22 protein-coding genes and 2 tRNA genes are annotated in these 22,451 nt (G+C 72.4%); 7 read left to right on the top strand and 17 right to left on the bottom strand.

The features are described 5' to 3' along the window. Positions 1 to 103: 103 nt before the first annotated feature. Positions 104 to 571, top strand: coding sequence for a DUF3592 domain-containing protein (locus AQI95_RS31115; RefSeq protein WP_067131386.1), 468 nt, complete (start codon positions 104 to 106; stop codon positions 569 to 571). A 40-nt stretch (positions 572 to 611) separates the two neighbouring features. Then, positions 612 to 2,318, top strand: a complete 1,707-nt coding sequence (locus tag AQI95_RS31110; protein WP_067131383.1) for an AMP-binding protein — start codon at positions 612 to 614, stop codon at positions 2,316 to 2,318. Between the two features lie 56 nt (positions 2,319 to 2,374). Here the strand turns inward: AQI95_RS31110 and AQI95_RS31105 are convergent. From AQI95_RS31105 to ehuB, 6 genes are all read right to left on the bottom strand, one after another. Next, positions 2,375 to 2,448, bottom strand: a tRNA-Lys gene (locus AQI95_RS31105). Between the two features lie 108 nt (positions 2,449 to 2,556). After that, positions 2,557 to 3,315, bottom strand: coding sequence for an IclR family transcriptional regulator (locus AQI95_RS31100; protein WP_067131380.1), 759 nt, complete (start codon positions 3,313 to 3,315; stop codon positions 2,557 to 2,559). A gap of 214 nt (positions 3,316 to 3,529) precedes the next feature. Beyond that, positions 3,530 to 4,306 (bottom strand): ectoine/hydroxyectoine ABC transporter ATP-binding protein EhuA, encoded by a 777-nt coding sequence (gene ehuA, locus AQI95_RS31095; protein ID WP_067131377.1) that lies wholly within the window; start codon positions 4,304 to 4,306, stop codon positions 3,530 to 3,532. A gap of 10 nt (positions 4,307 to 4,316) precedes the next feature. Next, entirely contained in the window at positions 4,317 to 4,967 is a 651-nt protein-coding gene (gene ehuD / locus AQI95_RS31090; RefSeq protein ID WP_067131374.1) for an ectoine/hydroxyectoine ABC transporter permease subunit EhuD, read from the bottom strand. After that, positions 4,964 to 5,683, bottom strand: a complete 720-nt coding sequence (gene ehuC / locus AQI95_RS31085; protein ID WP_067131371.1) for an ectoine/hydroxyectoine ABC transporter permease subunit EhuC — start codon at positions 5,681 to 5,683, stop codon at positions 4,964 to 4,966. The genes ehuD and ehuC overlap by 4 nt, the downstream gene beginning before the upstream one ends. Continuing rightward, positions 5,680 to 6,597 carry an ectoine/hydroxyectoine ABC transporter substrate-binding protein EhuB gene (ehuB, locus tag AQI95_RS31080; protein WP_067131368.1) on the bottom strand — a complete coding sequence of 306 codons (918 nt, stop codon included), beginning with the start codon at positions 6,595 to 6,597 and terminating at the stop codon, positions 5,680 to 5,682. Before ehuB ends, ehuC begins: the two co-directional genes overlap by 4 nt. Before the next feature lie 46 nt (positions 6,598 to 6,643). Here ehuB and AQI95_RS31075 point away from each other — a divergent pair, with 46 nt between their 5' ends. Beyond that, the gene (locus tag AQI95_RS31075; protein WP_067131365.1) at positions 6,644 to 7,138 is read left to right on the top strand and encodes a DUF3830 family protein; all 495 of its coding nucleotides are present in this window, start codon (positions 6,644 to 6,646) and stop codon (positions 7,136 to 7,138) included. Between the two features lie 37 nt (positions 7,139 to 7,175). Here AQI95_RS31075 and AQI95_RS31070 read toward each other — a convergent pair whose 3' ends face one another. Both AQI95_RS31070 and AQI95_RS31065 read right to left on the bottom strand, forming a co-directional pair. Beyond that, the gene (locus AQI95_RS31070) at positions 7,176 to 8,576 is read right to left on the bottom strand and encodes an amidase (protein WP_067131362.1); all 1,401 of its coding nucleotides are present in this window, start codon (positions 8,574 to 8,576) and stop codon (positions 7,176 to 7,178) included. Between the two features lie 15 nt (positions 8,577 to 8,591). Then, positions 8,592 to 9,542, bottom strand: coding sequence for a D-2-hydroxyacid dehydrogenase (locus AQI95_RS31065; protein WP_067131358.1), 951 nt, complete (start codon positions 9,540 to 9,542; stop codon positions 8,592 to 8,594). Between the two features lie 150 nt (positions 9,543 to 9,692). Here AQI95_RS31065 and AQI95_RS31060 point away from each other — a divergent pair, with 150 nt between their 5' ends. The 3 genes from AQI95_RS31060 (at position 9,693) to AQI95_RS31050 (ending at position 12,379) form a co-directional block, all read left to right on the top strand. Further along, the gene (locus AQI95_RS31060; protein ID WP_067131355.1) at positions 9,693 to 10,481 is read left to right on the top strand and encodes a maleate cis-trans isomerase family protein; all 789 of its coding nucleotides are present in this window, start codon (positions 9,693 to 9,695) and stop codon (positions 10,479 to 10,481) included. Beyond that, positions 10,478 to 11,209: a maleate cis-trans isomerase family protein gene (locus AQI95_RS31055; protein ID WP_067131353.1), complete on the top strand. Its 732-nt coding sequence runs from the start codon at positions 10,478 to 10,480 to the stop codon at positions 11,207 to 11,209. Before AQI95_RS31060 ends, AQI95_RS31055 begins: the two co-directional genes overlap by 4 nt. An 81-nt stretch (positions 11,210 to 11,290) precedes the next feature. Further along, the gene (locus AQI95_RS31050; protein ID WP_067131350.1) at positions 11,291 to 12,379 is read left to right on the top strand and encodes an LLM class flavin-dependent oxidoreductase; all 1,089 of its coding nucleotides are present in this window, start codon (positions 11,291 to 11,293) and stop codon (positions 12,377 to 12,379) included. Here AQI95_RS31050 and AQI95_RS31045 read toward each other — a convergent pair. Continuing rightward, positions 12,358 to 14,163, bottom strand: coding sequence for a putative bifunctional diguanylate cyclase/phosphodiesterase (locus AQI95_RS31045; protein ID WP_067131348.1), 1,806 nt, complete (start codon positions 14,161 to 14,163; stop codon positions 12,358 to 12,360). The genes AQI95_RS31050 and AQI95_RS31045 overlap by 22 nt on opposite strands. A 320-nt stretch (positions 14,164 to 14,483) precedes the next feature. Here AQI95_RS31045 and AQI95_RS31040 point away from each other — a divergent pair, with 320 nt between their 5' ends. Further along, entirely contained in the window at positions 14,484 to 15,746 is a 1,263-nt protein-coding gene (locus AQI95_RS31040; RefSeq protein WP_067131347.1) for a M6 family metalloprotease domain-containing protein, read from the top strand. Positions 15,747 to 15,865: 119 nt separating this feature from the next. Here the strand turns inward: AQI95_RS31040 and AQI95_RS31035 are convergent. The 8 genes from AQI95_RS31035 to AQI95_RS31005 all read right to left on the bottom strand — a co-directional run bounded on the left by AQI95_RS31035 (position 15,866) and on the right by AQI95_RS31005 (position 22,237). Continuing rightward, a tRNA-Lys gene (locus AQI95_RS31035) sits at positions 15,866 to 15,939 on the bottom strand. Then, entirely contained in the window at positions 15,930 to 16,499 is a 570-nt protein-coding gene (locus AQI95_RS31030) for a hypothetical protein (RefSeq protein WP_067131344.1), read from the bottom strand. Before AQI95_RS31030 ends, AQI95_RS31035 begins: the two co-directional genes overlap by 10 nt. A gap of 141 nt (positions 16,500 to 16,640) precedes the next feature. Further along, positions 16,641 to 17,009, bottom strand: a complete 369-nt coding sequence (locus AQI95_RS31025) for a hypothetical protein (RefSeq protein ID WP_067131341.1) — start codon at positions 17,007 to 17,009, stop codon at positions 16,641 to 16,643. 88 nt (positions 17,010 to 17,097) lie between these two features. Beyond that, entirely contained in the window at positions 17,098 to 17,271 is a 174-nt protein-coding gene (locus AQI95_RS47510) for a hypothetical protein (protein ID WP_159056611.1), read from the bottom strand. Continuing rightward, positions 17,268 to 18,608, bottom strand: a complete 1,341-nt coding sequence (locus tag AQI95_RS31020; protein ID WP_067131337.1) for an AAA domain-containing protein — start codon at positions 18,606 to 18,608, stop codon at positions 17,268 to 17,270. Before AQI95_RS31020 ends, AQI95_RS47510 begins: the two co-directional genes overlap by 4 nt. Further along, entirely contained in the window at positions 18,605 to 20,194 is a 1,590-nt protein-coding gene (locus tag AQI95_RS31015; RefSeq protein ID WP_067131334.1) for a hypothetical protein, read from the bottom strand. Before AQI95_RS31015 ends, AQI95_RS31020 begins: the two co-directional genes overlap by 4 nt. Next, complete coding sequence (locus tag AQI95_RS31010; RefSeq protein ID WP_067131845.1) at positions 20,185 to 21,312, bottom strand: hypothetical protein; 1,128 nt, start codon at positions 21,310 to 21,312, stop codon at positions 20,185 to 20,187. The genes AQI95_RS31015 and AQI95_RS31010 overlap by 10 nt, the downstream gene beginning before the upstream one ends. Then, positions 21,293 to 22,237 carry a phosphatase PAP2 family protein gene (locus AQI95_RS31005; RefSeq protein WP_067131331.1) on the bottom strand — a complete coding sequence of 315 codons (945 nt, stop codon included), beginning with the start codon at positions 22,235 to 22,237 and terminating at the stop codon, positions 21,293 to 21,295. Before AQI95_RS31005 ends, AQI95_RS31010 begins: the two co-directional genes overlap by 20 nt. Between the last annotated feature and the right edge of the window lie 214 nt (positions 22,238 to 22,451).

Here is a 22,451-nt window from a genome sequence, read left to right as displayed (position 1 = left end):
GGTTCCGATACTGAGCTTCTCTTGAGGCGGGCCGCCCCTACCAGCGGGTACGTTCCTCGCACGCCGACCGAGCGGGACGGCGCACCGGACCTCGGGGGACCTCATGGACCTGCTCTTCTACGCCGTGCCCAGCCTCATGATCGCGGGCTTCGGGTACGCCGCCCTTCTGCTGCTGCACCGCGCCCGGCGCATCAACAGGACCTGGTCGCACGGCCTGACCGCCGAGGCGCGCTGCATGCGGATGTTCACGACGACCAGCGGGGGCGGCGGGGACACGTCCGTGCGGACGACCCTGCACCATGTCTACGAGTTCACCACGCGCGAGGGCCGCACCGTCCGGTTCGAGGAGGAGGACGGCCCCGCGACGGTCGTGGAGGGCGACGTCGTCACCGTCCGGTACCTGCCGGAGCAGCCCGAGAGGGCCACCGCCCGCCCGCCGGCGCGCGCCCGGCTCGCCGTCGGCACCGGCTTCGGGCTGGCCTTCCTCGGGGTGTGCATCGCCTTCTGCGTGGGCTTCATCGTCGTCGCCCACTCGATGTTCACGGAGGCGGGCGGCGGCCTGATGCCGTGACCCTCCACATCTGACGTTGCGTCAGTTACCGTGCGCGGTCATGGAGTCCACGACGCGCACGGTCGCCGAACTGGTCGCGGCCCGGTGGGGGGACCACCGGCCGGGGCTCGCTTGCGAGGAACGCACGCTGACGCAGCACCAGTTCGCCGCGGGCGCCGCCGCCCGGGCGGCGCTGCTCGCCGACCTGCTGCCCTCGGGCGCCGTACCCCACATCGGCCTGCTCCTCGACAACACCGAGGAGTTCCCGCTGTGGCTCGGCGCCGCGGCCCTCGCCGGCGCGGCCGTCGCCGGGATCAACCCCACCCGTCGGGGCCCCGAACTGGCCCGGGACATCCTGCACACCGAGTGCCCGCTCCTGATCACCGAGCGAGCCCAGCTGCCCCTGCTCGCCGGCCTGGAGCTGCCATGGGCGTCCGCCCGCGCGAGCGGGGCCGAGCGCGGCCGGGTCCGCGTCCTCGTGACCGACGACGAGGAGTACGGGTCCCTGCTCGCCCCGTACGCCGGTGCCGTGCCCGACCCGTCCCGCGCCGCGCCCGACGACCGGCTGCTGCTGTACTTCACCTCCGGTTCGACCGGCGCCCCGAAGGCGGCGATCTGCTCCCAGGGGCGGCTGGCGGCGGCCGGACAGGCCCTGGTCCGGCAGTTCGGGGTGCGCGCGGACGACGTGCACTACATCTGCATGCCGATGTTCCACGGCAACGCGGTCATCGCCGACTGGGCCCCCGCACTGGCCGCCGGCGCCGGAGTGGCCCTGCGCCGGCGCTTCTCGGCGTCCGGCTTCCTCGCCGACGTGCGCCGCCACCGGGCGACCTACTTCACCTATGTCGGCCGGGCCGTCCAGTACATCCTGGCCACCGAGCCCCGCCCCGACGACCGCGACCATCCGCTGCGGCTCGGCTTCGGCACGGAGGCGGGCGCGGTGGACGCGGCGGCCTTCGAACGGCGCTTCGGGGTGCGGCTGGTGGAGGGATACGGCTCCTCTGAAGGCGGCGCGGCGATCCAGTGGGCGCCGGGCACCCCGACAGGAGCGGTGGGACCGGCCGGGCCGGGGCTGGTGGTGCTGGATCCGGCGACCGGACGCGAGTGCCCGCCGGCCGTCCTCGACTCCGCCGGGCGGCTGTGCAACGGGCAGGAGGCGATCGGCGAGCTGGTGAACCGGGCGCCGAACCCCTTCGAGGGCTACTGGCGCAACCCGGCGGCGGAGGCCGAGCGCCGGCGGGGAGGGGCGTACTGGACGGGTGATCTCTTCTACCGGGACACCCGCGGGTATCTCTACTTCGCCGGCCGTACGGACGACCGCATCCGCGTCGACGGGGAGAACCTCGCCGCCGCGATGATCGAGAACATCGTCGCCCGGTACGAGGGCGCGGCGGCCGTCGCCGTGTACGGGGTGCCGGATCCGGTGACCGGGGACCAGGTGATGGCGACGCTCGCCGGCTCCTTCGACCCGGCGGGCTTCGCCGAGTTCCTGGCGGCCCAGCCCGACCTGGGGACGAAGATGGCGCCCCGGTTCGTGCGAGTGGTGGAGCGGATGCCGGTGACGGCCACGAACAAGATCCACCGGGCGCGGCTCAGACGGGAGGGGTACGCGTGCGCCGATCCGGTGTGGTGGCGCCCACCGGGGGAGGGGACCTACCGGAGGCTCACGCGGGAGGACGCCGAAGGGCCCCTCGCTGCTGCGAAGGGTCCGTCAGTGGGGGGTGTGGGTGGCGGAGCCCCCACTGCGCGCGGCACAGCCGCGCAATAACAGAGATGGCGAGCCAGGTCCGCGCTTTCTGCGGACGTGGCTCGCCATCGTCATCGTGCGCCGCCAGGGACTCGAACCCCGGACCCGCTGATTAAGAGTCAGCTGCTCTAACCAACTGAGCTAGCGGCGCATGACTCTCGCCGTTCGCGGTTTTTCTTCCCGCGGTCGGCGACGAAGAAAATACTACCTGGTCCCGAGGGGTGCTTGTGACCACCCCTGTGATCGCCCCCGTCTCCGCCTAGATCGTCAGGGACAGCAGCACCGGTGTCGCGCTGCGGTTGAGTGCGTCCGCCGCCTGCTTCAGCCGGTGCGCGTGCTCCACCGGGAGGGACAGCGCCAGGCAGCCCACCGAGGAGCCCGCCGTGATCGGGACCGCCGCGCAGACCGTGCCGACCGCGTACTCCTGGAGGTCCAGGACCGGCACGGTCGGCGGCTGGGACTCCAGGCGGGAGAGCAGCAGCTTGTCGCTGGTGATCGTGCGCGAGGTGAGGCGGGCCATCTTGTGCCGGGAGAGGTGGTCGCGACGGGCGTTGTGGTCGAGCTGGGTGAGCAGGCTCTTGCCGACGGCCGTGGCGTGGGCGGAGTAGCGGAAGTCGACCCACTCGTTCACCGCCGGGGTCCCCGGTCCGGCGGCGTACTGGGTCACCTTGACCTCGCCGTCGACGTACCGGCTGATGTAGACCGCCGCCCCGACCGAGTCGCGCAGCCGGTCCAGGGTGTCCTGGAGCTTCTCGCGCACGGCCTGCTCGCGCTCGTGCGCGGAGGTGAGGCGGCGCAGGGTGTCGCCGGTGACGTACGCCCCGTCGGTGATCTGCTCGACGTAGCCCTCGCGGCGCAGCATGCGCAGCAGCGCGGTGAGCCGCTCGGAGTCCAGGCCGGTGTGGCGGGCCAGCTCGGTGTCGGTGACGCCGGCGGAGTGACGGGCCACGGTCTCCAGTACGCGCAGCGCGTCCTGGGCGGAGTGGTAGGGGGCGGTCGGCTCGTGCATCAGCGCCACGGTGGTCTCCCCCTGCGCTCGCCTGTCAGTGGCCGCGACATCCGGTCGGCGGATCGCTTCCCACGATAACGGGCAAACCCGGTGCGGGGAGAGGGGGTTGGCGAGATTCTTGCCTCCGCCGTGCCCCTCCCAACTGCGACGCAGTCTCTTTGGCATATGCCTGTGTCATGACCCAATGGTTGGACCTCGGCATCTGCCGGATCCATGCCGTGACTCACAGCACCGCGCCGAGGAATTCCCGGGTGCGGTCCTGCTCCGGTTCGCTGAAGATCTGCTCCGGGGAACCCGACTCGATCACCCGACCCCCGTCGAACATCAGCACCTTGTCGGAGATGTCACGGGCGAAACCCATCTCATGGGTCACGCAGAGCATCGTGATGTCCGTGCTGCGCGCGATGTCCCGGAGCAGATCGAGCACGCCCGCGACCAGCTCCGGGTCGAGCGCGGAGGTCACCTCGTCCAGCAGCAGCACCTGGGGCCGCATCGCCAGCGCCCGCGCGATCGCCACCCGCTGCTGCTGCCCGCCGGAGAGCCGGGTGGGCCTCGCGTCGCACTTGTCGGCCAGCCCCACCAGCTCCAGCAGCTCCCGGGCCCGAGCCTCGGCCTCGTCCTTGGACATGCCGAGGACCTGCACCGGAGCCTCGGTGACATTGCGCAGCACGCTCATGTTCGGGAACAGGTTGAACTGCTGGAACACCATTCCGATCTTCTTGCGGACCTCCCGGACCTGCTTCTCCGGCGCCGGGAAGAGCCGCTGCCCGTCGACGGTGATCGTGCCCTCGTCCGGCTGGGTGAGGGTCATCAGCAGCCTGAGGATCGTCGTCTTGCCGGAGCCGGACGGGCCGATCAGGGTCACATGCTTGCCGGGATCGATGGTGAAGTCGAGGTCGTCGAGGACGGTGTTCGTGCCGAAGCGCTTGGTGACGCCCTCCAGCCGGATCAGCTCACCGCCGGGCGCGGTCGTGCCGGCGCGCGGCTCGGGGTCTTTCATCAGGGGAGTGTCAGCGGACAAGACGTCGCTCCAGGGCTCGCATCAGAAGGGAGGCCAGGTAGGAGATGAGGATGAAGGCCGCACCGATCACGGTGACCGGCTCGGTGAACTGGAAGTGCTGCTGGGAGTAGAGGCGGGCCTGCCCGAGCATCTCCAGCACCGTGATCACCATGAGCATCGGGGTGTCCTTGAGCATGGCGATCACGTAGTTGCCGAGCGCGGGCACCACCCGGCGGATCGCCTGCGGCAGGATCACCGCGGTCCAGGTCCGCTGCCGGGGCAGGTTCAGCGCCGTCGCGGCCTCCCACTGGCCGACGGGCACGGCCTCGATGCCGGCCCGGTAGACCTGCATGGTGTACGTCGAGTAGTGCAGGCCGATCGCGAAGACACCGGTGGTCAGCGCGGAGAAGGTCAGCCCCCACTCGGGCAGCACGTAGAAGAGGAAGAACAGCTGGACCAGCAGCGGGGTGTTGCGCACGAACTCCGTGACCACCCCGACCGGCCAGCGCACCCACCGGGTGGGCGTCCGCATCAGCAGGGTCCACACCAGGCCGAGGCTGAAGGAGAGCAGCGAACCGAGAGCCACGGCCTCCAGGGTGACCAGCAGGCCGTCCCAGAAGTGCGGCATGAAGTCGCGTACGGCGTTCCAGTCCCACTTCATGCGACCCGCCCCTCCACTCCGGTCGTCCGCGCCCGCTTCAGCTCACGCGCCGCCGAGAACGTCCCGGCGTCCTTGCCGACGCCCGCCTTCAGCCGCTTCTCCAGGGAGCGCATCAACCGGGTGAGCACGAAGGCGATCGCGAAGTAGATCAGCAGGACGTACGTGTAGATCTCCGCGCTCTGCTGCAACGCCAGCCGGACCAGATTCGCGCTGAACGTCAGATCGCCCATGCCCATGGCGGACACCAGCGCGGTGCCCTTGAGCAGTTCGATCAGCAGGTTGCAGAAGGACGGGATCGTCTCCGGCACCGCCTGCGGCAGCACGATCAGCCGCAGCCGCTGCCAGGGCGTGAAGCCGAGCGCGATCCCGCCCTCCTTCTGCGCCGGGTCCACCGCGTTCAGTGCGCCGCGCACGATCTCCGAGCCGTACGCGCCGTACGTCAGGCCGAGCGCCAGCGTGCCCGCCCACATCGGCACCAGCTGCCAGCCGGTGACCAGCGGCAGCACGAAGTACACCCAGAAGATCATCACCAGCGCCGAAGTGCCGCGGAACACCTCGGTGTAGAAGCCGGCCGCGAACCGCACGATCCACAGCCGGTGGGTGCGCGCGACTCCGACGACGAAGGACACCGCCGTGGCCAGCAGCGCGCTGAACACCAGCAACTGGACGGTGGTCCAGACGCCGTCGAGCACGAGTCTCCACAGTCCCGAGGTCATCCGCCGCACAGCTCCTTCGCGGTGAGGTCGGTCATCTCGGCCCTGGTGAAGCCGAACGGCCTCAGGATCCGGAAGAGTTCGCCGCTCTTCTTCAGCTTGTGCAGCTCGACGTTGAAGGCGTCCCGCAGATTCGCCTCGGTCGGCCGGAACGCGAACGCGCCGCCGTCGACCCGCGGTTTGCCCTTGACCAGCGGTGCGAACGGCTGGGTCGCCTCCGTCCCGGCGGACTTCCTCACCACCGCGCGGACGGTGAGCGCCGTACCGGCGAAGACGTCGACCCGGCCCGCCTCGACGGCGTTCAGCCCGGCCACCTGGTCCGGGACGACGAGGATGTCGCTCTGCCGGTAGCCGGCCTCGACGGCGTACTGGATCTCGGCGTACCCGGTGCCGGTGGCGAACTTCGCCTTCTTCGCCACGACGTCCTTGTAGGAGTGCAACCCCAGCGGGTTCCCCTTGCGGACGATGAACGAATCCAGCATCTGGTAGTCCGGGTCGGCGAAGATCACCTGCTGGCAGCGCTCCGGATTGACGTACATCCCGGCGGCCACCACATCGAACTGCTGCGAGTTGAGTCCGGGTATCAGCGAGCCGAACTCGGTCGGCACGGGCTGCACCTTCCTCACCCCGAGCCGTTTGAAGACCACCTCGGCCAGCTCGGGCGCCTCACCGGTGAGCCGCCCGTCCTTGTCGATGTACCCGAAGGGGACCTCACCGGCGATCCCGAGCCGTACGACTCCCTGTGCGCGGAGCCGTTCGAGCAGGTCGCCGCCCTTCTTGCCCGATGCCTCGGCGATCCGTGTGCAGCCCGTCGCGGCCAGCGCACCGAGGGCGGCGGCGCCCCCGAGCACCGAGCGCCGGGTGGGTCTGTGTTCCGACCGAAATGTGTGTACGTCGTTCCCAAGTGGTGGAGCCATGGCGGCGCGGCTACCCAAGCGCAACCCGGCTATGCACCCTGGTTTCATGGCCGATCGATTCGTCACCGTCTCGCTCGACAAGCGGGACGTGCACTGCACGGCACGACTGCTGACCGACCGCGCGCCCCTGACCTGCGCGGCGGTATGGGACGCGCTCCCGCTCGCGGGAGACGTCTATCACGCCAAGTACGCGCGCAACGAGATCTACGCCCTCTTCCCGCCGTTCGCCTCCACGGAACCCCCACTGGAGAACCCGACGGTCACCCCGATTCCCGGCGATCTCTGCTACTTCTCCTTCGCCGGCACCGAGCTGGCCACGCCGGCCTACGGCTACGACCGCGAGGTCCGCCCCGGCGGCACGGTCGTCGACCTGGCCCTGTTCTACGAGCGCAACAACCTCCTCCTCAACGGCGATGTGGGCTGGGTGCCGGGGATCGTGTGGGGCCAGGTGGTGGAGGGCCTCCAGCTCATGGCCGAGGCCTGCAACGACCTGTGGCGGACGGGGGCGGCGGGGGAGGCGCTGTCCTTCCGGCGGGCGTGAGATCCGGGCCGAGGACCGTGGTCGCGGATCCGCAAGGTCAACGGGAGGGCGGCCGGGGAGCCAGGGCCGCCCCGCTCTCGTACAGCGCGTGGGCCGCGCGGAGGACCAGATCGTCCCGGTGCCGGGCGGCCACGAGCTGCATCCCCACCGGGAGGCCGTCCCCGTCCGTGCCCACCGGAACGGTCGCCGCGGGCTGCTGGGTCAGATTGAACGGGTAGGTGAACGGAGTCCACCCCGTCCAGCGCCGGTGCGCCGAGCCCCGCGGCACCTCCACCCCCGCCTCGAACGCCGCCACCGGCACCGTCGGCGTCACCAGCAGGTCGTACCGCTCGTGGAAACGCCCCATGCGCCGGCCCAGGTCCATGCGGACGTCGACGGCGGCCAGATAGTCCAGCGCGCTCATCCGGGCGCCCTGGGTGCAGATCTCGCGCAGGCCGGGGTCGAGGAGCTGCCGCCGGTGCGGGGAGAACCGCTGGGTGAGCCTCGCGGCGCCGCTGAACCACAGGGTGTGGAACGCCTCCACCGGGTCGCTGAAGTCGGGGTCGCTCTCCTCGACGTACGCGCCGAGGCCGGCGAGGGAGGCGACCGCGCGCCGTACGGCCGCCGCGACCGCCGGCTGGACCGCGACCTGGCCGCCCAGGGAGGGCGAGTAGGCCACCCGCAGCCCGCGCACACCGCCCCTGAGGCCCTCGGTGAAGGAGCCCGGCGCGGGCGGCAGACCCGACCAGTCCCGTGCGTCCGGTCCCGCGACGACGTCCAGCAGCAGGGCCGCGTCGGCCGCGTCCCGGGTCATCGGGCCCGTGTGCGACAGCGTGCCGAACGGGCTCGCCGGATAGATCGGCACCCGCCCGTACGTCGGCTTCAGCCCGAAGATCCCGCAGAACGCGGCCGGGATCCGGATGCTGCCGCCGCCGTCCGTGCCCAGCGACAGCGGGCCCGCGCCGAGCGCGACGGCCGCCGCGCTGCCCCCGCTGGAGCCGCCGGCGGTGCGCGAGGGGTCGTGCGGATTGCGGGTGACGCCGGTGAGCGGGCAGTCGGTGACGCCCTTCCAGCCGAACTCGGGGCTCGTGGTCTTGCCGAGGAACACCGCGCCGTGCTCGCGCAGCCGGGCCACCGAGGGCGCGTCCTCGGCCCAACTGCCTTGCTCGGAAAGGGTCTTGGAGCCGCGCAGGGTCGGGTGGCCGCGCATCAGCAGGAGATCCTTGACCGTCACCGGCACTCCGTCGAGCAGTCCCATCGGTTCTCCGCGCCGCCAGCGCTCCGCCGACTCCCGGGCCCGGGCCAGCGCGTCCTGTTCGGTGAGCCGCACGAAGGCGTTCACCTCCGGCTGGATCCGCCGGGCCCGTTCCAGCGCCTGCCCGGTCGCCTCCACCGGACTGAACTCGCCCTTGCGGTACCCGTCGAGGAGTTGGACGGCGGTGAGATCGGTGAGCTGCATGCACCCTCCCAGAGGTCAGTGACCGGGCACGTAACCGCGCTTCTTGTCGACCACGTTCGCCAGTGATCTGCCCGCTGCCCACCGCTCGTACAACTCCACGAACTGCTCGCCCAGTTCATCGCGCCAGCCGACCGTGTCGCCGCTCATGTGCGGGGAGACGATCAGCCCCGGAAGACCCCACAGCGGGCTGTCCTCGGGGAGGGGCTCGGTGCTGAAGACGTCCAGCGCGGCACCCGCGATCCAGCGGTGGGTCAGGGCGTGGGCGAGGGCGTCCTCGTCGACGAGCTGACCGCGGCCGACATTGACGAAGCACGCGGACGGCTGCATCACGCCGAACCGGTGGGCGTCGAACATGTGGTGCGTCTGCTCCGTCAGCGGTGCCGCCGCGATCACCCAGTCCGCGCGGGAGATCAGCCGGTCCAGGTCGGCCGGGCCGTGCACACCGGTCCGCGACACCCGCCCGACCAGCGCCGTCGTCACCCCGAGGGCCTTCAGGGTCCGTACGACGGCCCGGCCGATCGGGCCCGAGCCGACCACGCACGCGCGCGTGCCCGCCAACCGCCGGCCCTCCCGGTGCCGCCAGACCCGGTCCCGCTGCAGCTGAAGCGTCCGCGGCAGGTCCTTGGCGACGGCCAGCACGAGCGCCGCCACGTACTCGGCGATCGGCTGGTCGAAGATCCCGCGCGCGTTGGTCACCACGGTGTCGGACGCGGCGAGCTCCGGGCACATCAGATGGTCCACGCCCGCGCTCGCCGTGTGCACCCAGCGCGGCCGTGCCCCCTCGCCCGGCCAGGCCTCACGCACCGCGTGCGAGGTGAAGTCCCAGACCAGCAGGACGTCCGCGCCGGGGAGCCGCTCGGCCAGGCGAGCGGCGTCGGTGTGCATGATCCGGGCGCGGCCGGTGAGCCGGCCGAGCCGGGGCGGGGGCTCGGCGTCAAGGACGAGAAGCGTGGGGAGGGTCGTCATACGGGGCGGCTCCGGGCGTCTGACGTGCACGGATCATGCGCAATTCATGCGCGGATTGACCACGCTCGCACCCGAATCTACCTTCGTCAACACGGGCGTACTCGCGATCCGTTGCCCACCCGTCCACTCACCGTGAGGCCGGTGTCTGCCATGGACGTATCTTTTCTCGGCGGCCCCCGCCCCCAGCGCGGCGTGGGTGTCGTCGCCCCTTTTGACTTCGCCCTCGACCGGGAGCTGTGGCGCTGGGTGCCCGACGAGGTGTCGCTGCATCTGACCCGCACCCCGTACGTGCCGGTCGAGGTGAGCCTGGACCTGGCCCGGCTGGTCAGCGAGCACGAGACCCTCGGCGAGGCGGTCCGCGCGCTGACCGCCGTGGCGCCCGAGGTCATCGGCTACGCCTGCACCTCCGGCAGCTTCGTCGCCGGGATCGCCGGGGAGCGGTCGATGTGCGCCGCGATGAGCCTCGCAGGCGCACCGGCCTCGGTGACGACCTCCGGGGCGCTGCTGGAGGCCCTCGCCGAGCTGGACGTCCGCCGGGTCGCGCTGGTCACGCCGTACACGGTGTCGGTCACCCGGGCGCTGGAGGAGTTCGTCGCCGAGGCCGGAGTGCAGGTCACCGGGTGCGCGTTCATGGGGCTGACCCGGCACATCTGGCAGGTGCCGTACCGGGACGTCGTCACCATGGCGCGGCAGGCCGTCCGCCCCGGTACCGCCGACGCGCTCTTCATCTCGTGCACCAATCTGCCGACGTACGACGTGATCCCCCAGCTGGAGGCCGAGCTGCGGATCCCGGTGCTGTCTGCCAACCAGGTCACGATGTGGGCGGCGCTGCGCCGACTGGGTACCCGAGCCGTGGGGCCCTATCAGGCACTGCTGGACGAAGCGGCGCGTGCGTGGCCCCCCGTACTGCCGGAAGAGACGCAGGAAGGCTGGACATGACCGCTCTCGGATTCCTCTACCCGGGCCACTCCGCCGAGGACGACTATCCGCGTATCGAGCAGCTTCTGGGCAGCGACGTCCGGCTGGACCTGGTCCACACCGACATCGGTGAGGACGCGCACCGGGTGGACGCGCTGCGTGAGATGGGCTCGGCCGAGCGGCTCGGGGCGGGCATGGAGCGGCTGTGGCTGGCCGGCGCCGAGACGGTGGTGTGGGCGTGCACCAGCGGCGGGTTCGTGCACGGGTGGGAGGGCGCGCAGGAGCAGGTGCGCACGCTCGCCCGGCTGGCCGGGATGCCCGCGTCCTCGACGTCGTTCGCCTTCGTGCGCGCGGCCCGGGAGATCGGGGTGCGGCGGGTCGCCGTCGGGGCGACCTACCCGGACGACATCGCCGCGCTGTTCGCGGACTTCCTGCGGGCCGGCGGACTGGAGGTGGCCGGGATGCGCTCCTCGGGGATCGTCACGGCCGCGGAGGTCGGCACCTGGGGCGAGGAGGACGTGCTGACGCTGGCACGCGCCGCGGACGCCGGCGACGCGGAGGCCGTCCTGCTGCCGGACACCGCGCTGCACACGGCGGCGTGTCTGCCGTTGCTGGAGAAGGCGCTGTCCAAGCCGGTGCTCACGGCCAACCAGGTGTCCGTGTGGGAGGGGCTGCGGCTCGCCGGCCGGCGGGTGAACGCTCCCGTGCTGGGGACGCTGTTCACGAGGGAGCCCATCGTGCAGGTCTGACCGCCCACCGGGAATAACCGGAGACCGCCTCCTGTTAGTGCCGTGCAGACAGCTCACGCTCGCAACCAGGAGGCCCACACCGTGTCGGCAGACGAGATCCGGGGCACGACGCACGGGACCGCCCCCGTCCCCCTCTCCGTACTGGACCTGGTGACCGTCGGCGCGGGCAGTACCGCTGGCGACGCGCTGCGCACCAGCGTGGCGCTGTCCCGGTTCGCCGAGGCGCGCGGTTTCCACCGGTACTGGGTCGCCGAGCACCACTCGATGCCCGGCGTCGCCTCCTCCTCGCCCGCCGTGATCCTCGCCCACCTCGCCGCCCACACCGAGCGCATCCGGCTCGGCTCGGGTGGCGTGATGCTGCCCAACCACGCCCCACTGGTGATCGCCGAGCAGTTCGGCACGCTGGAGGCGATGGCGCCGGGGCGGATCGATCTGGGTCTTGGCCGGGCGCCGGGCACGGACGGGGCCACGGCCGCCGCCCTGCGCCGTACCGACACCCTCGACGAGGGCGCCGACGACTTCCCGCAGCAGCTCGCGGAACTCACCCGGTTCCTGGACGACGACTTCCCCGACGGGCATCCGTACGGCCGTATCCACGCCATACCCGGGCCGGTGCAGGCCACCAGCCCCGGCGGTGTCCAGTCCCCGCACCGCCCGCCGCTCTGGCTGCTCGGCTCCTCCGGCTTCAGCGCCCGGCTGGCCGGCCTGCTGGGCCTGCCCTTCGCCTTCGCGCACCACTTCTCCGCGCAGAACACCGTCCCGGCCCTGGACCTGTACCGGCAGACCTTCCGCCCCTCCGCGGTCCTCGACGCGCCGTACGCCCTCATCGGCGTCTCCGCCCTCGCCACCGACGACCCGGGCGAGGCCCGCCGCCAGACCCGGGCGATGGCCCTGAACATGCTGCGTCTGCGCACCGGCCGGCCCGGCCTCTTCCCCGACCCGGCGGAGGCCGAGAAGCACGAGTTCAGCCCCATGGAGGAGGAGTTCATCACCTCCTGGACGTCCAACATCGTGCACGGCACCGCCGACGAGGTCCGCGCCGGCCTGGACGAACTGCGCAAGCGCACGGGCGCCGACGAGCTGATGCTCGTCTCCCACGCCCACCGCGGCGAACTGCGCCTGCGCTCCTACGAGTTGATCGCGGACGCCTACGGATTGCCGACCGCGTAGGTCTGGGCGCCGAGGAGTTCGGAGATACGATCCGGCGACACCGGGCGGGAGTACAGCCAGCCCTGGCCGGTGTCGCAGCCGATCCGGCGCAGGCGGGTGGCCTGGGCCGAGGTCTCCACGCACTCCGCGGTGACGGTGATGCCGAGCCGGTGGGCGAGCTGGATCATCGCCTCGACGATGACCTCGTCTGCGGGGTTGGGCGCCATCGCCCTCGCGTCGCCCTCGTACTGGAAGCCGCGCACGAAGGAACCGTCGAGTTTGAGCGTCGAGACCGGCAGCCGGCTGAGATAGGCGAGGTTGGAGTAGCCGGTGCCGAAGTCGTCGATGGCGATGCGGACACCCATGTCGCTGAGCGCCTGCAGCGCCTGGAGGGGCCGGCCGGCCGAGCCCATCACCGCGGACTCGGTCAGCTCCAACTGGAGCAGATGCGGGGCGAGTCCGGTCTCGGCGAGGGTCTCCGCCACATCGGCCACCAGGTCGGAGTCCCACACCTGCCGCACGGCCACGTTGACGCTGACGAAGATGGGCGGCTCGCCCGGGTGGTCGAGCTGCCAGCGGCGGGCCTGGCGGCAGGCGGTGGCCAGCGCCCAGCGGCCGAGCTGGACGATCGACCCGTCCTCCTCGGCCAGTCCGATGAACCGATTCGGCGTCAGTGTGCCGAACTGAGGATGATTCCAGCGGATCAACGCCTCCACCCCGCTGAGCGCTCCGTCCTCCATGCCGACCAACGGCTGGTATTCGAGCATGAATTCGCCGCGCTCGATCGCGGGGCGCAGGGTGGACGAAAGGGCCTGACGGGTCATCCGGTGCGCGTTGCGCTCGGGGTCGAACAGGGTCCAGCGCGACTTGCCGTCCGCCTTCGCCCAGTACAGGGTCGTATCGGCCGCCTGCATCAGACCCGTCGCGGTGGTGCCCGCCGCGTGCCGCTCCACGACGCCGATGGAGGCGGACACGGACAGCCGCTGGCCCGCCAGGTCGAAGGGCCGCTGCAGGGCCTCGAGCGCCGACTCGGCCAGTTCGGCGAGCTGTTCCGTGCCGGTGGAGTCCTCCACGAGCAGCGCGAACTCGTCGCCGCCGAGCCGGGCCACCAGCGGGGTGACGGCACGGGCGTAGCCGGCCTCGTCCGCCACCCGGCCCAGGCGCTCGGCGACGGCCGCGAGCAGCCGGTCGCCGACGCGGTGGCCGAGGGTGTCGTTGACGGCCTTGAAGCCGTCGAGGTCCAGGTAGCACAGGCCGATCCGGCCGGTGCCGCTCTGCTCGTACGACTCCGCCTCCAGCGCGGCTGTCAGCCGCTCGAAGAACAGCGTGCGATTGGGCAGCCGGGTCACCGGGTCGTGCATCTGCAAGTGCCGCAGCCGTGCCTGGAGTTCGCGGCGGGCGCTGATGTCGGCGACGGACAGCAGCACCCCGGGTTCCCCGTCGCCGAGCGGGGAGATGGTGACCTGCACCCACACCGAGTGCCCCTCGGGGTGCTTCAGCCGCCGGGTGCAGCGCAGCCGGGCCTGCCGACCGCGCAGGACCTCGCGGTAGGCGTGCCAGCTGCGGGTGTCCGAGGCCAGGTCCACCAGATCGGCGGCGACTCGGCCGGTGAGTGTGTCCGGATCGGTGCCGAGCAACTCGCCGAAGGCCGCGTTGGCGGCGGCGACGTGCCCGGCGCGGTCCACGACGGCCATGGCGAGTGGGGCAGTCGCGAAGACACGATGATAGGTGGAATGGTCACTGTCTGTGACGGCTGACCGGTCGAGGTCTGCCGCGGGCGTCGGCCCTTCGGACGTTCCGCTCACCGCTCGCTCCCGCAGTGCACTCGATCTCTGTCCGTGCCGGAAAGTGTGCCGATCATAGAGGCTGGCCCCGGGCCCTTCCAGCCACTGTCCAGTGTCCCGGATCGGACAAGGTTTCTGACAGATCGTTTCTGCCCGCACGTGGGCGGGTTCTTGAGGCCCCCGACCAGTTGTGACGTTCCGTGAGTGTTTCGGGGTGTCGAGCGCCGGAGCGCGCGGGCGCGCCGAACGGCGCACTCACCCTAGTGGTTCAGATAAACAGGGCATAGCGCAACACATGCCAGCAATCTGGATGAGGGTCCAGAGAACTGCATCCGGAGGTCATGTCCGTGCCCATGCTGCGCAGTGCCGCCGCCGTGTGCACCACGCTGTCGGCGCTCGCCGCTACGTCGATCCTCGGCGGCCCGTCCGTGGCCAAGCCGTTCTCCATCACCCCCTGCGCCCTGCACCGGACCGATGCCCACCACTCCGAGGGTGTGGACACCTGGGACTCGGAGTACACCCGCCCGACCGGCCGGTTCGACGCCGTGCTGGTCTTCCTCTCCTTCCCGGACTCCACCCCGAACGCCACCCCCGCCGAGTTGACGGCCGACCACTTCCCCGCCACCAGCCGCTACTACGAGCAGGCCTCCTACGGCAGGTTCACCCTGCGCCCGCACCCGCTGAAGCACTGGCTGCGGATGCCCCGGCCGTCCACGGCGTACGCGATGAAGCGGGACTGGAGCGTGGAGGACCGGGCCGCCTATCTGCGCGACGCGTTCGCGGTCGCCGACCACGAGGTCGACTTCTCCCGCTACCGGGTCGTGTACTTCGTCGCCGACCCGGATGCGCCCGGCGTCGACTCCGACGCCACGAAGGTCGTGAACCTCGACACGCCCATGCACGTGGACGGCACGGATGTGCGCAGGGTCGTCACCGTGTTCGAGAAGCATCCGCCGGACCGGCTGGTCCTCGCCCACGAGACCGGACACGTCTTCGACCTGCCCGACCTCTACCACCGTCCGGACGACGGCAAGGGCGACTGGGACACCTACGTCGGCGACTGGGACCTGATGGGCAGCCAGTTCGGGCTCTCCCCGGACCTGTTCGCCTGGCACAAGTGGCGGCTGGGCTGGCTGGATCCCCGCCAGGTGGCGTGTGTGCGCAGCGCCCAGCCGACCCGGCTGACCCTGGAACCGCTGGAGGCCGGTCCGGGGGTCCCGGTGCGGGGTGCGGCGGGTGCCCCGGCCTTCGGCCTCGGGCACGGGCTGAAGCTCGCGATCGTGCCCACCGGGCCCGACAGCGCCCTGGCCTTCGAGGCGCGCGGCTCGGCGGGGAACGACCGGGCCGGCTGCCGGCAGGGGGTGCTGGTGTACCGGATCAGGAGCGGGGCGGAGTCCGGCGGCGGCCCCGTGGAGGTCGTCGACGCCCATCCGCACACCGATGCCTGCTGGGAGAACTCGGTCTACCCGCCCCTCGCCGACGCCCCGGTCGCCCTCGGCGAGAGCTTCACCGTGCCCGGGGAGGGCGTGGAGGTGGAGGTGGAGGGGAGGACGGCGTCGGGGGCGTGGACGGTGCGGATCACGCCGGGGGCGCACGACGGCTGAACGCGGCCGTGCGACTGGGCTGGGCGCGTGGGACGGGGCATCGCTGGCATCGCCGGGCGCTGTCGTATACGAAAACGGCGGGCCGGATTCTTTCGAACCGACCCGCCGTTTCCTTCGCGTGCGCCGCCAGGGACTCGAACCCCGGACCCGCTGATTAAGAGTCAGCTGCTCTAACCAACTGAGCTAGCGGCGCCTGCTGACGTCGTAGACCTTAGCATCCTGGTCGGCGGGAGGAAAAATCGATATCCGCACCGCCGTACGGGCCGCGCGTAAGGCGGCCCAGAGCACCACCTCCGGGCCCGGCAGCCACGGGTGGCGGGTGTCCGGGGCGACCAGCCAGCGCGACGTGCCCGCAGCCCCGCCTCCGCCGGGCGCCGGGACGGTCACCGCGTCGCCCGTGCCGTGGCACAGCAGCGGCGGCACGGCCTCCATGCGGTTCGAGCCCCACTCCTCCCACGCCAGCAGCGAGGGCAGCCGCTGGGCCGTGCCCGGTGCGGCGAACAGCAGCACACGGCCGCGGAACACCGCGACCGGGCCCGAGCCCGGACCGTCGTCCCAGAGCCGGTCCAGCATCCGGCGGCCGAAGATCGCCGGCGCGCTCACCACGTCGAAGGCGGTGCCGCAGGGCAGGGCGACCGGGGTGTCCCGGTGCTCCTCCCGGCGGTCCGGCGTGTGACGCGGATACGTTCCTGCCGAGGCGAGCCAGGCGACGCCGGCGCGGGTGACTCGGGTGACGTTCGGTGCGCTGCTCATGACACCAACATGTACCGCGGGTGAGCAGACCGTTCTTCTGAGTTGCCGAAAGACGGGACAACGGCACGCATGGAGGAGTATCTTGCCCGCCCGGCATATGCCAGACGGGATTACATGTACTGGATGCCCGAGCGGCCCGGATCACACAGGGTCTGCGGACGTCCGCCCCTCGGTGTCGCCACGCATCAGATCCCGCCCGAACTCGACCATCTTCTTGGCGTAGTCCTCGGTCCACTCCGCCTGCTCGGCGATGTCCGCCGGGGTCAGCCGGTCGAAGCGGCGCGGGTCGGCGAGCTGGGCCGCCGCGACGGCCTGGAACTCCACCGCCCGGTCGGCGGCCGCGCGGAACGCCTGGGTCAGCTCCGTGGCCCGGGCCAGCAACGCCCTCGGATCCTCGATCGACTCCAGGTCGAAGAAGTGCTCGGGATCGGCGGCCGCCTCCGCGGGCTCGAAGATCAGCGGCGCGGGGCGTAGCCGCGGTTCGTGACGACGCGGCGTGGGCTCCGCCATGTCCTGTCTCCTCCTCGTACGGTTCGCTGGGCACCGCCTTCAGGTGGGCCACCGTCCATTGTCCCGCGTCCCCGCAAGGGCCCCTCGGTCACGGTCGCCAGCCGACCCGGTGTTCCGAGAGCTGGGCCAGGACGGCGTGGTTGGCCTCCCAGCCGTCCGGGCTGTTTCCGTCGGCCGCCTCCGGCGGCGTGCCGAACTCCGTCCGGCGAGGGGGCGGTGTCGGGCTCGGGGCTTGTCGGTCAGGCGCCGGGGAGCCGGTCATGGTCGCCAGCCGACCCTGTGTTCCGAGAGCTGGGCCAGGACGGCGTGGTTCGCCTCCCAGCCGTCCGGGAACTTCACCAGCGTGCCCAGCTGGACCGGTTCCGTGGACGGGTAGTCGTCCAGGAGGTCGCCGACGCCGGCGCGGCAGACCACGATGCAGGCGTGCCGATGGCGGGAGGCCAGGACGCACAGGCGGCCGGTCTCCAGATGGAAGGCGGTGGCGTCGGGGCGGCCGGAGAGCGGGTGCAGGACGACCGTCACGTCGTACTCCCGGCCCTGGAGCCGGTTCGCGGTGTCGACCGTGACGTCCGCGACGCCCAGCTCGGCGAGCGCCGCCCGGACCGCGGCGGCCTGGTCGCGGTGGGCCGTGCCGACCGCGATGCGGTCGGCGGTCAGCGGCAGCGGTGTCCCGGGTGCCCGCTCCGAGGTCGCCGCGCCGCCCCGGTCCAGCAGGCGGCGCACGACGGCGGCGACCGCGCGCACCGCCTCGGGGTCCGTGCGCGGGGTGTGCCGGGCGGGCAGCTCCAGCAGGCCCCAGCCGGATTCCGCCGCCTCGTCGATCACCCGGTCCGGACCGGAGCCGTCCGAGGGCACCGCGAAGGCCAGCCGGCGGTCGCCGTGGCCGGTGCCGCTGCGGAACGGGGTGTACGGGTAGAACGCGCGGGAGACCAGCGGCGCCGCCGAGGCGGGCAGGCGCCAGGAGACCGGGAGGCGATGCTGCGGCAGGGCCGGGTTGTGCGCCAACAACGTGGTCACCGCCGACGCCGACGGGTCGTACGACAGGCCCGCCCACTGCTCGCTGCCGACGATCGCGAACGGGTCCAGCTGCCCCGGGTCGCCGACGAACAGCCCCCGCTCGAACAGGCCCGCCACGGCCAGCAGGGAGTCGGAACGCATCTGGTACGCCTCGTCCACGATCGCGTGCGGCCATGGCTCGTCGACCTTCACGTGCGCCCACTTCGCCGCCGTGGACAGCACCACCGGCAGCCCGCCGAGGTCCGCTGCCCTCGCGGACGTGCGGACCTGCGGCAGGTCGTCCAGGGCCTTGTCGTAGGCGTCGGTGTCGCTGCTGTGCAGGCGGCCGACCGGCAGGTCCGGGTTCTTCTCGGCGAGCCGCAGGACCAGGTCGTCCACCTGGGCGTTCGTCTGCGCCACGATCATCAACGGGCGTCCCGCGTCGGCCAGTTCGAGCGCCGCGCGGACCACGAGCGTCGACTTTCCGGCGCCCGGCGGGGAGTCCACGACCACTCCTCGCTCGGTGCCGTGCAGCGTGTCGTGGAGGATCGCGTCGGTGGCGCGGGCGGCAGCGGCTCCGGGGTCGAAGTCGACCGTCGTCACAGCACGTCCTCCTCGGTCACGGTGTCGGGGGCCTCCGGCGCGGGCTCACCCGGCGGGCCGCCGTGCGTCCACGGCGTGTCCTGCGGATCGGGCAGCTTCGCGCCGCCGCGCTGCTCGTGCTCGAACAGGGTGAAGCAGAGCCGGTCGCCCTTCTCCGGCACCGAACCGGGCTCCGGCTCCCTGCCCCGGCCCATCCTGTCCAGGACGCGAAGGACCAGCACGCCCTCGGCCTCCTGTCCGACCAGCTCCGCCGACTGCGGCTTGCCGCCCAGCGAGCGATACACCCGGGCGCGCTCCGCGAGATGCGGCCGGTCGTCCGTGCGGACCGTCACCAGCGGGCGCGGGCTCGGCCGCTTGCCCTCGCTGTACGCGAGGACGACATCGGTCACCTCGCCCGCGAACGCCTCCCCGGCCAGCCGCCGTCCCGCCATCACCAGCGGGTCGTCCAGCGCCTCCTGCGCCTCCAGCCGGGCCTGCTCGCGCTCGCGCGCGGCCAGCTTGTTCGCCGCCGTCACCGCGTCGTCCCGGCGCGGCTGCGGAGGCTCGCCCGCCAGCACCCGGTCGCGATGGCCGGTGAAGGACCAGCGGTCTCGGGTCCAGCGCTCCTCGGCATGCGCCCCCTGCGGCAGCGCCCGCAGCAGGTCCAGGCCCCGCCACACCGCGTCCCAGGTGGGCCGGGTGCGGCTCTCCACCAGGTCGCGGACCTCCCGCTCGGCCGCCGTGAGCGCGGCCAGCCGGTCGTCGGCGGCCAGGGCGTCCTCGGCCGCGGCCAGCGCGGTGCGCGCGCGGTCGTAGCGCTCGATCGCCGGAGCCAGCAGCTTGTTGTCGAACGCCGGGTCGGTGGCGGGGCCGGCCGGCGGGCACAGCAGCTGGCCCGCGGCGTCCCGGGCCAGCTCGGCGCCGCGCGCGGCCTCGTCGCCGCGGGTGCCGTCCGGGGGGTCGATCCAGGCGAGCAGCGCGCCCAGGTGCTGGTCCTCCAGCCCGGACTGGCCGGTCGCCCAGTGCCGGGACAGCACATCGGTCAGTGCCAGCAGCAGGGCGGAGCCGGGGACCCGGGACCGCTCGCCGTAGTGGGTCAGCCAGCGGCCGAGCAGCGGGATCCGGGGCGGCGCCGGATGGGGCGCCTCCGGGTCCTGCTCGGCCGTGCGGCGAAACCGCATCGAGCGGCCGAGGAGCCGTACGAGGTCCAGGCCCGCGCGGCTCGGCACGATCAGCTGGGGAGCGTCCGCGCACAGCTCCACCTCGACCTTGACCCGCTTGCCGGTCTCCGGATCGGTCTCGGTGCGCTCGGCCGCCTCCACGGACTCGGCGTGGGAGTCGAGGTACGGCAGCACGGTGTCGGCCAGGTCGGCGAGGAACGAGAACCGCAGATCGCGGTCGCGCGGCTGCGGTACGACCAGCAGGCGCGGGGCGTCCCGGTCGGTACCGACCAGCGCGCCGAGCGGGGCGCCCGCCTCACCGGCGGTGGTGAGCGGCACGAACACCAGCGGACGCTCGGACAGATGCCGGTGCCGGACGGTCGCGGTGGGCTGGGCGCGCCCGCTGCTGACGGCCTCGAGGCGGGCGAGGGTGGTGATCAGGGACACAGTGCCGCCACCTCCGCGTCCGCACACGCGCGTGCCTCGGCCGTCCGCAGGGCCTCCGCGCGCAGGGCCGCCGCCCGGCGCAGGGCCGCGACCGCCGGGTCGTCCGGGTCGCCCCGCTCGCCGCGGGCCGCCGCGAGGACGTCCTCCACCGTGGTCAGACCGCCCAGCTCCGCCCGCAGGGGCCGGCCGAGACGGGTGACGGCGCCCGCCTCGCGGGAGCGTTCGCGGCAGTGGAAGGCCAGTTCGCAGGCGGACAGGCACTCGGGCGCGTACGTCGCCGGGACCGCCTCCACGGCGGCCGTCAGCTCCTCGGCACCGCGGTCGGGCGCGAAAGTCGCGCCCTTGGGCAGCACCTTCGCGATCTCCTCGATCCGGGTGAGCCGGGCCAGCTGCCGGGCGGTGACCGCGCGCTGCTTGCGGACGTCGACGGCGCAGCCCGCGGCCAGGTTCGAGAAGTCCCTCGGGCACACGAGCAGCACCCGGTGATGGACGCGCGGGACCGGGGCGAGCCGCGCGGCGACCTCCTCCAGGGCCAGTACGTACACCGCCGCCTGCCGGGCCGCGGCGCCGACCTTCGCCGGGTCCGCCGAACCGTCCAGCATCGGGAAGGACTTGATCTCCACCACCGACCAGCTGCCGTCGGGGTGCACCACCACCGCGTCCGGCTCCAGGAAGGCGGGCGAGCCGGCGACGTCCAGCGCCAGCATCGGGTGGTCGAGCAGCGTCCAGCCGCCCGCGCCCGCGGCCTCGCGCAGCGCCAGTGCCGTACGCGCGGTACGCCCCTCGGGGCCGTGTGCGCTCAGGTCGGGCACGGCGGCCCCGGCGGGTGGCTCGGCACCCGGGTCGAGGCGGGCATGGGCGAGCCGCAGCAGCTCAGCGCCGCCGTCGGCCTTCACCCGCGCCTCGAACGCGTTGCCCCGGGTCAGCGCGAACTGCGACTGCCCGAAAGCGGACGGCGCGCCCAGCGCGCTCGCCAGCCGCGCCTTGTCCACCCCGGCGCCGTCCAGGATCGCCCGCCGCGCGCACCCTGGGTTCGCGGCGAGCGCCGCGAGGGCGCGCGCGTCCAGGGCCTTGGCCGGTACGTCGGGACCGCGCAGCTCAGCGAGCCGGTGCCGCAGCCCCTTCGCCCGCGTCGCTCGGGGAGGCGTCCGGTTCGGCCCCGGCGTCGAGCCGGGACTCGCGCTGCCGTGGAATTCGCTCACCCGCGGAAGTCTGGCATCCGCCACTGACAATCGGGGACCCCGTGGCGCCCGCGACGGCTGTGCGGCGCGGGAACAGCCGGGACCGGAGCAGGTCCAGGCCCCGCATCACGTGCGGAGCCAGCAGGAAGCCGACGCCCATCACGGCGACACCGGCGACCGCGTCGAGGAAGTAGTGATTGGCGGTGCCCATGACCACGAGCGCGGTCCCCAGCGGATAGACGACACCGAGGATCTTCGCGAGGCGTGTGCCGCCGTGGCGCCACAGCATCACGCCGCACCACAGCGCCCAGCCGACGTGCAGGCTCGGCATCGCCGCGTACTGGTTGGTCATCCCGCCCATGCCGCGCGGCGCGCTCGCGTCCCCGGCCCACCAGCCGTACGAGCTGTACTGCGCCATGGTGTCCACGAAGCCGTGCCCGGCGGCGAGCAGCCGGGGCGGGCAGGTCGGCATCAGCGTGAAGCCGATCAGGCCGATGAAGGTGGAGGTCATCAGCCAGGTGCGGGCCCGCCGGTAGTGCTCGGCGCGGGCCCGGAACAGCCAGATCAGGATGGCCGGCGTGATCAGGTAGTGCAGCGAGGCGTACCAGAAGTCCGCCGGCACACCGAGCCAGGGCGCACGGGTGAACAGCCGGTTGAGCGGGTGCTCGGCGTTGAGGTGCAGGGCCTTCTCGAGGCGCAGGATCGCCAGGCCGTGGTCGACGGCGCTGTGCACGTCACCGCGCGCGAGGAGGCGGCCGGCCGAGTAGCAGCCGTAGACCAGGAGGATCAGGGGCAGCTCGGTCCACCAGCGCAGCCGGGTACGCGGGACCTCCTCGGTGCCCGGTGGCTCGGTCGGCGGCATCCGATCGCCCTCCCCCTTCTGCTGTGTGGTGCGCCCCGGTGGGCGACCGTGCCACTTTACGGCGTCCGTATCTCGCCCATGCGGGCCCTCCGGCCCACAAAGACGCCGAGATCGGCCACCGGGTTGCCCCGAACGGGTGTGAGCGATGATGGAGAAGTCCTCTCTTCTTGTTCCCGTGGCGTCTGTGTGGCGTCCCGCTCCCGGAAAGGTCCCT

The sequence above is a fragment of the Streptomyces yokosukanensis genome, assembly GCF_001514035.1.
GTDB classification, from domain to species: Bacteria; Actinomycetota; Actinomycetes; order Streptomycetales; family Streptomycetaceae; genus Streptomyces; species Streptomyces yokosukanensis.
Note: the sequence above shows the minus strand (reverse complement) of the source record. Positions and strands in the feature narration are given on the sequence as shown.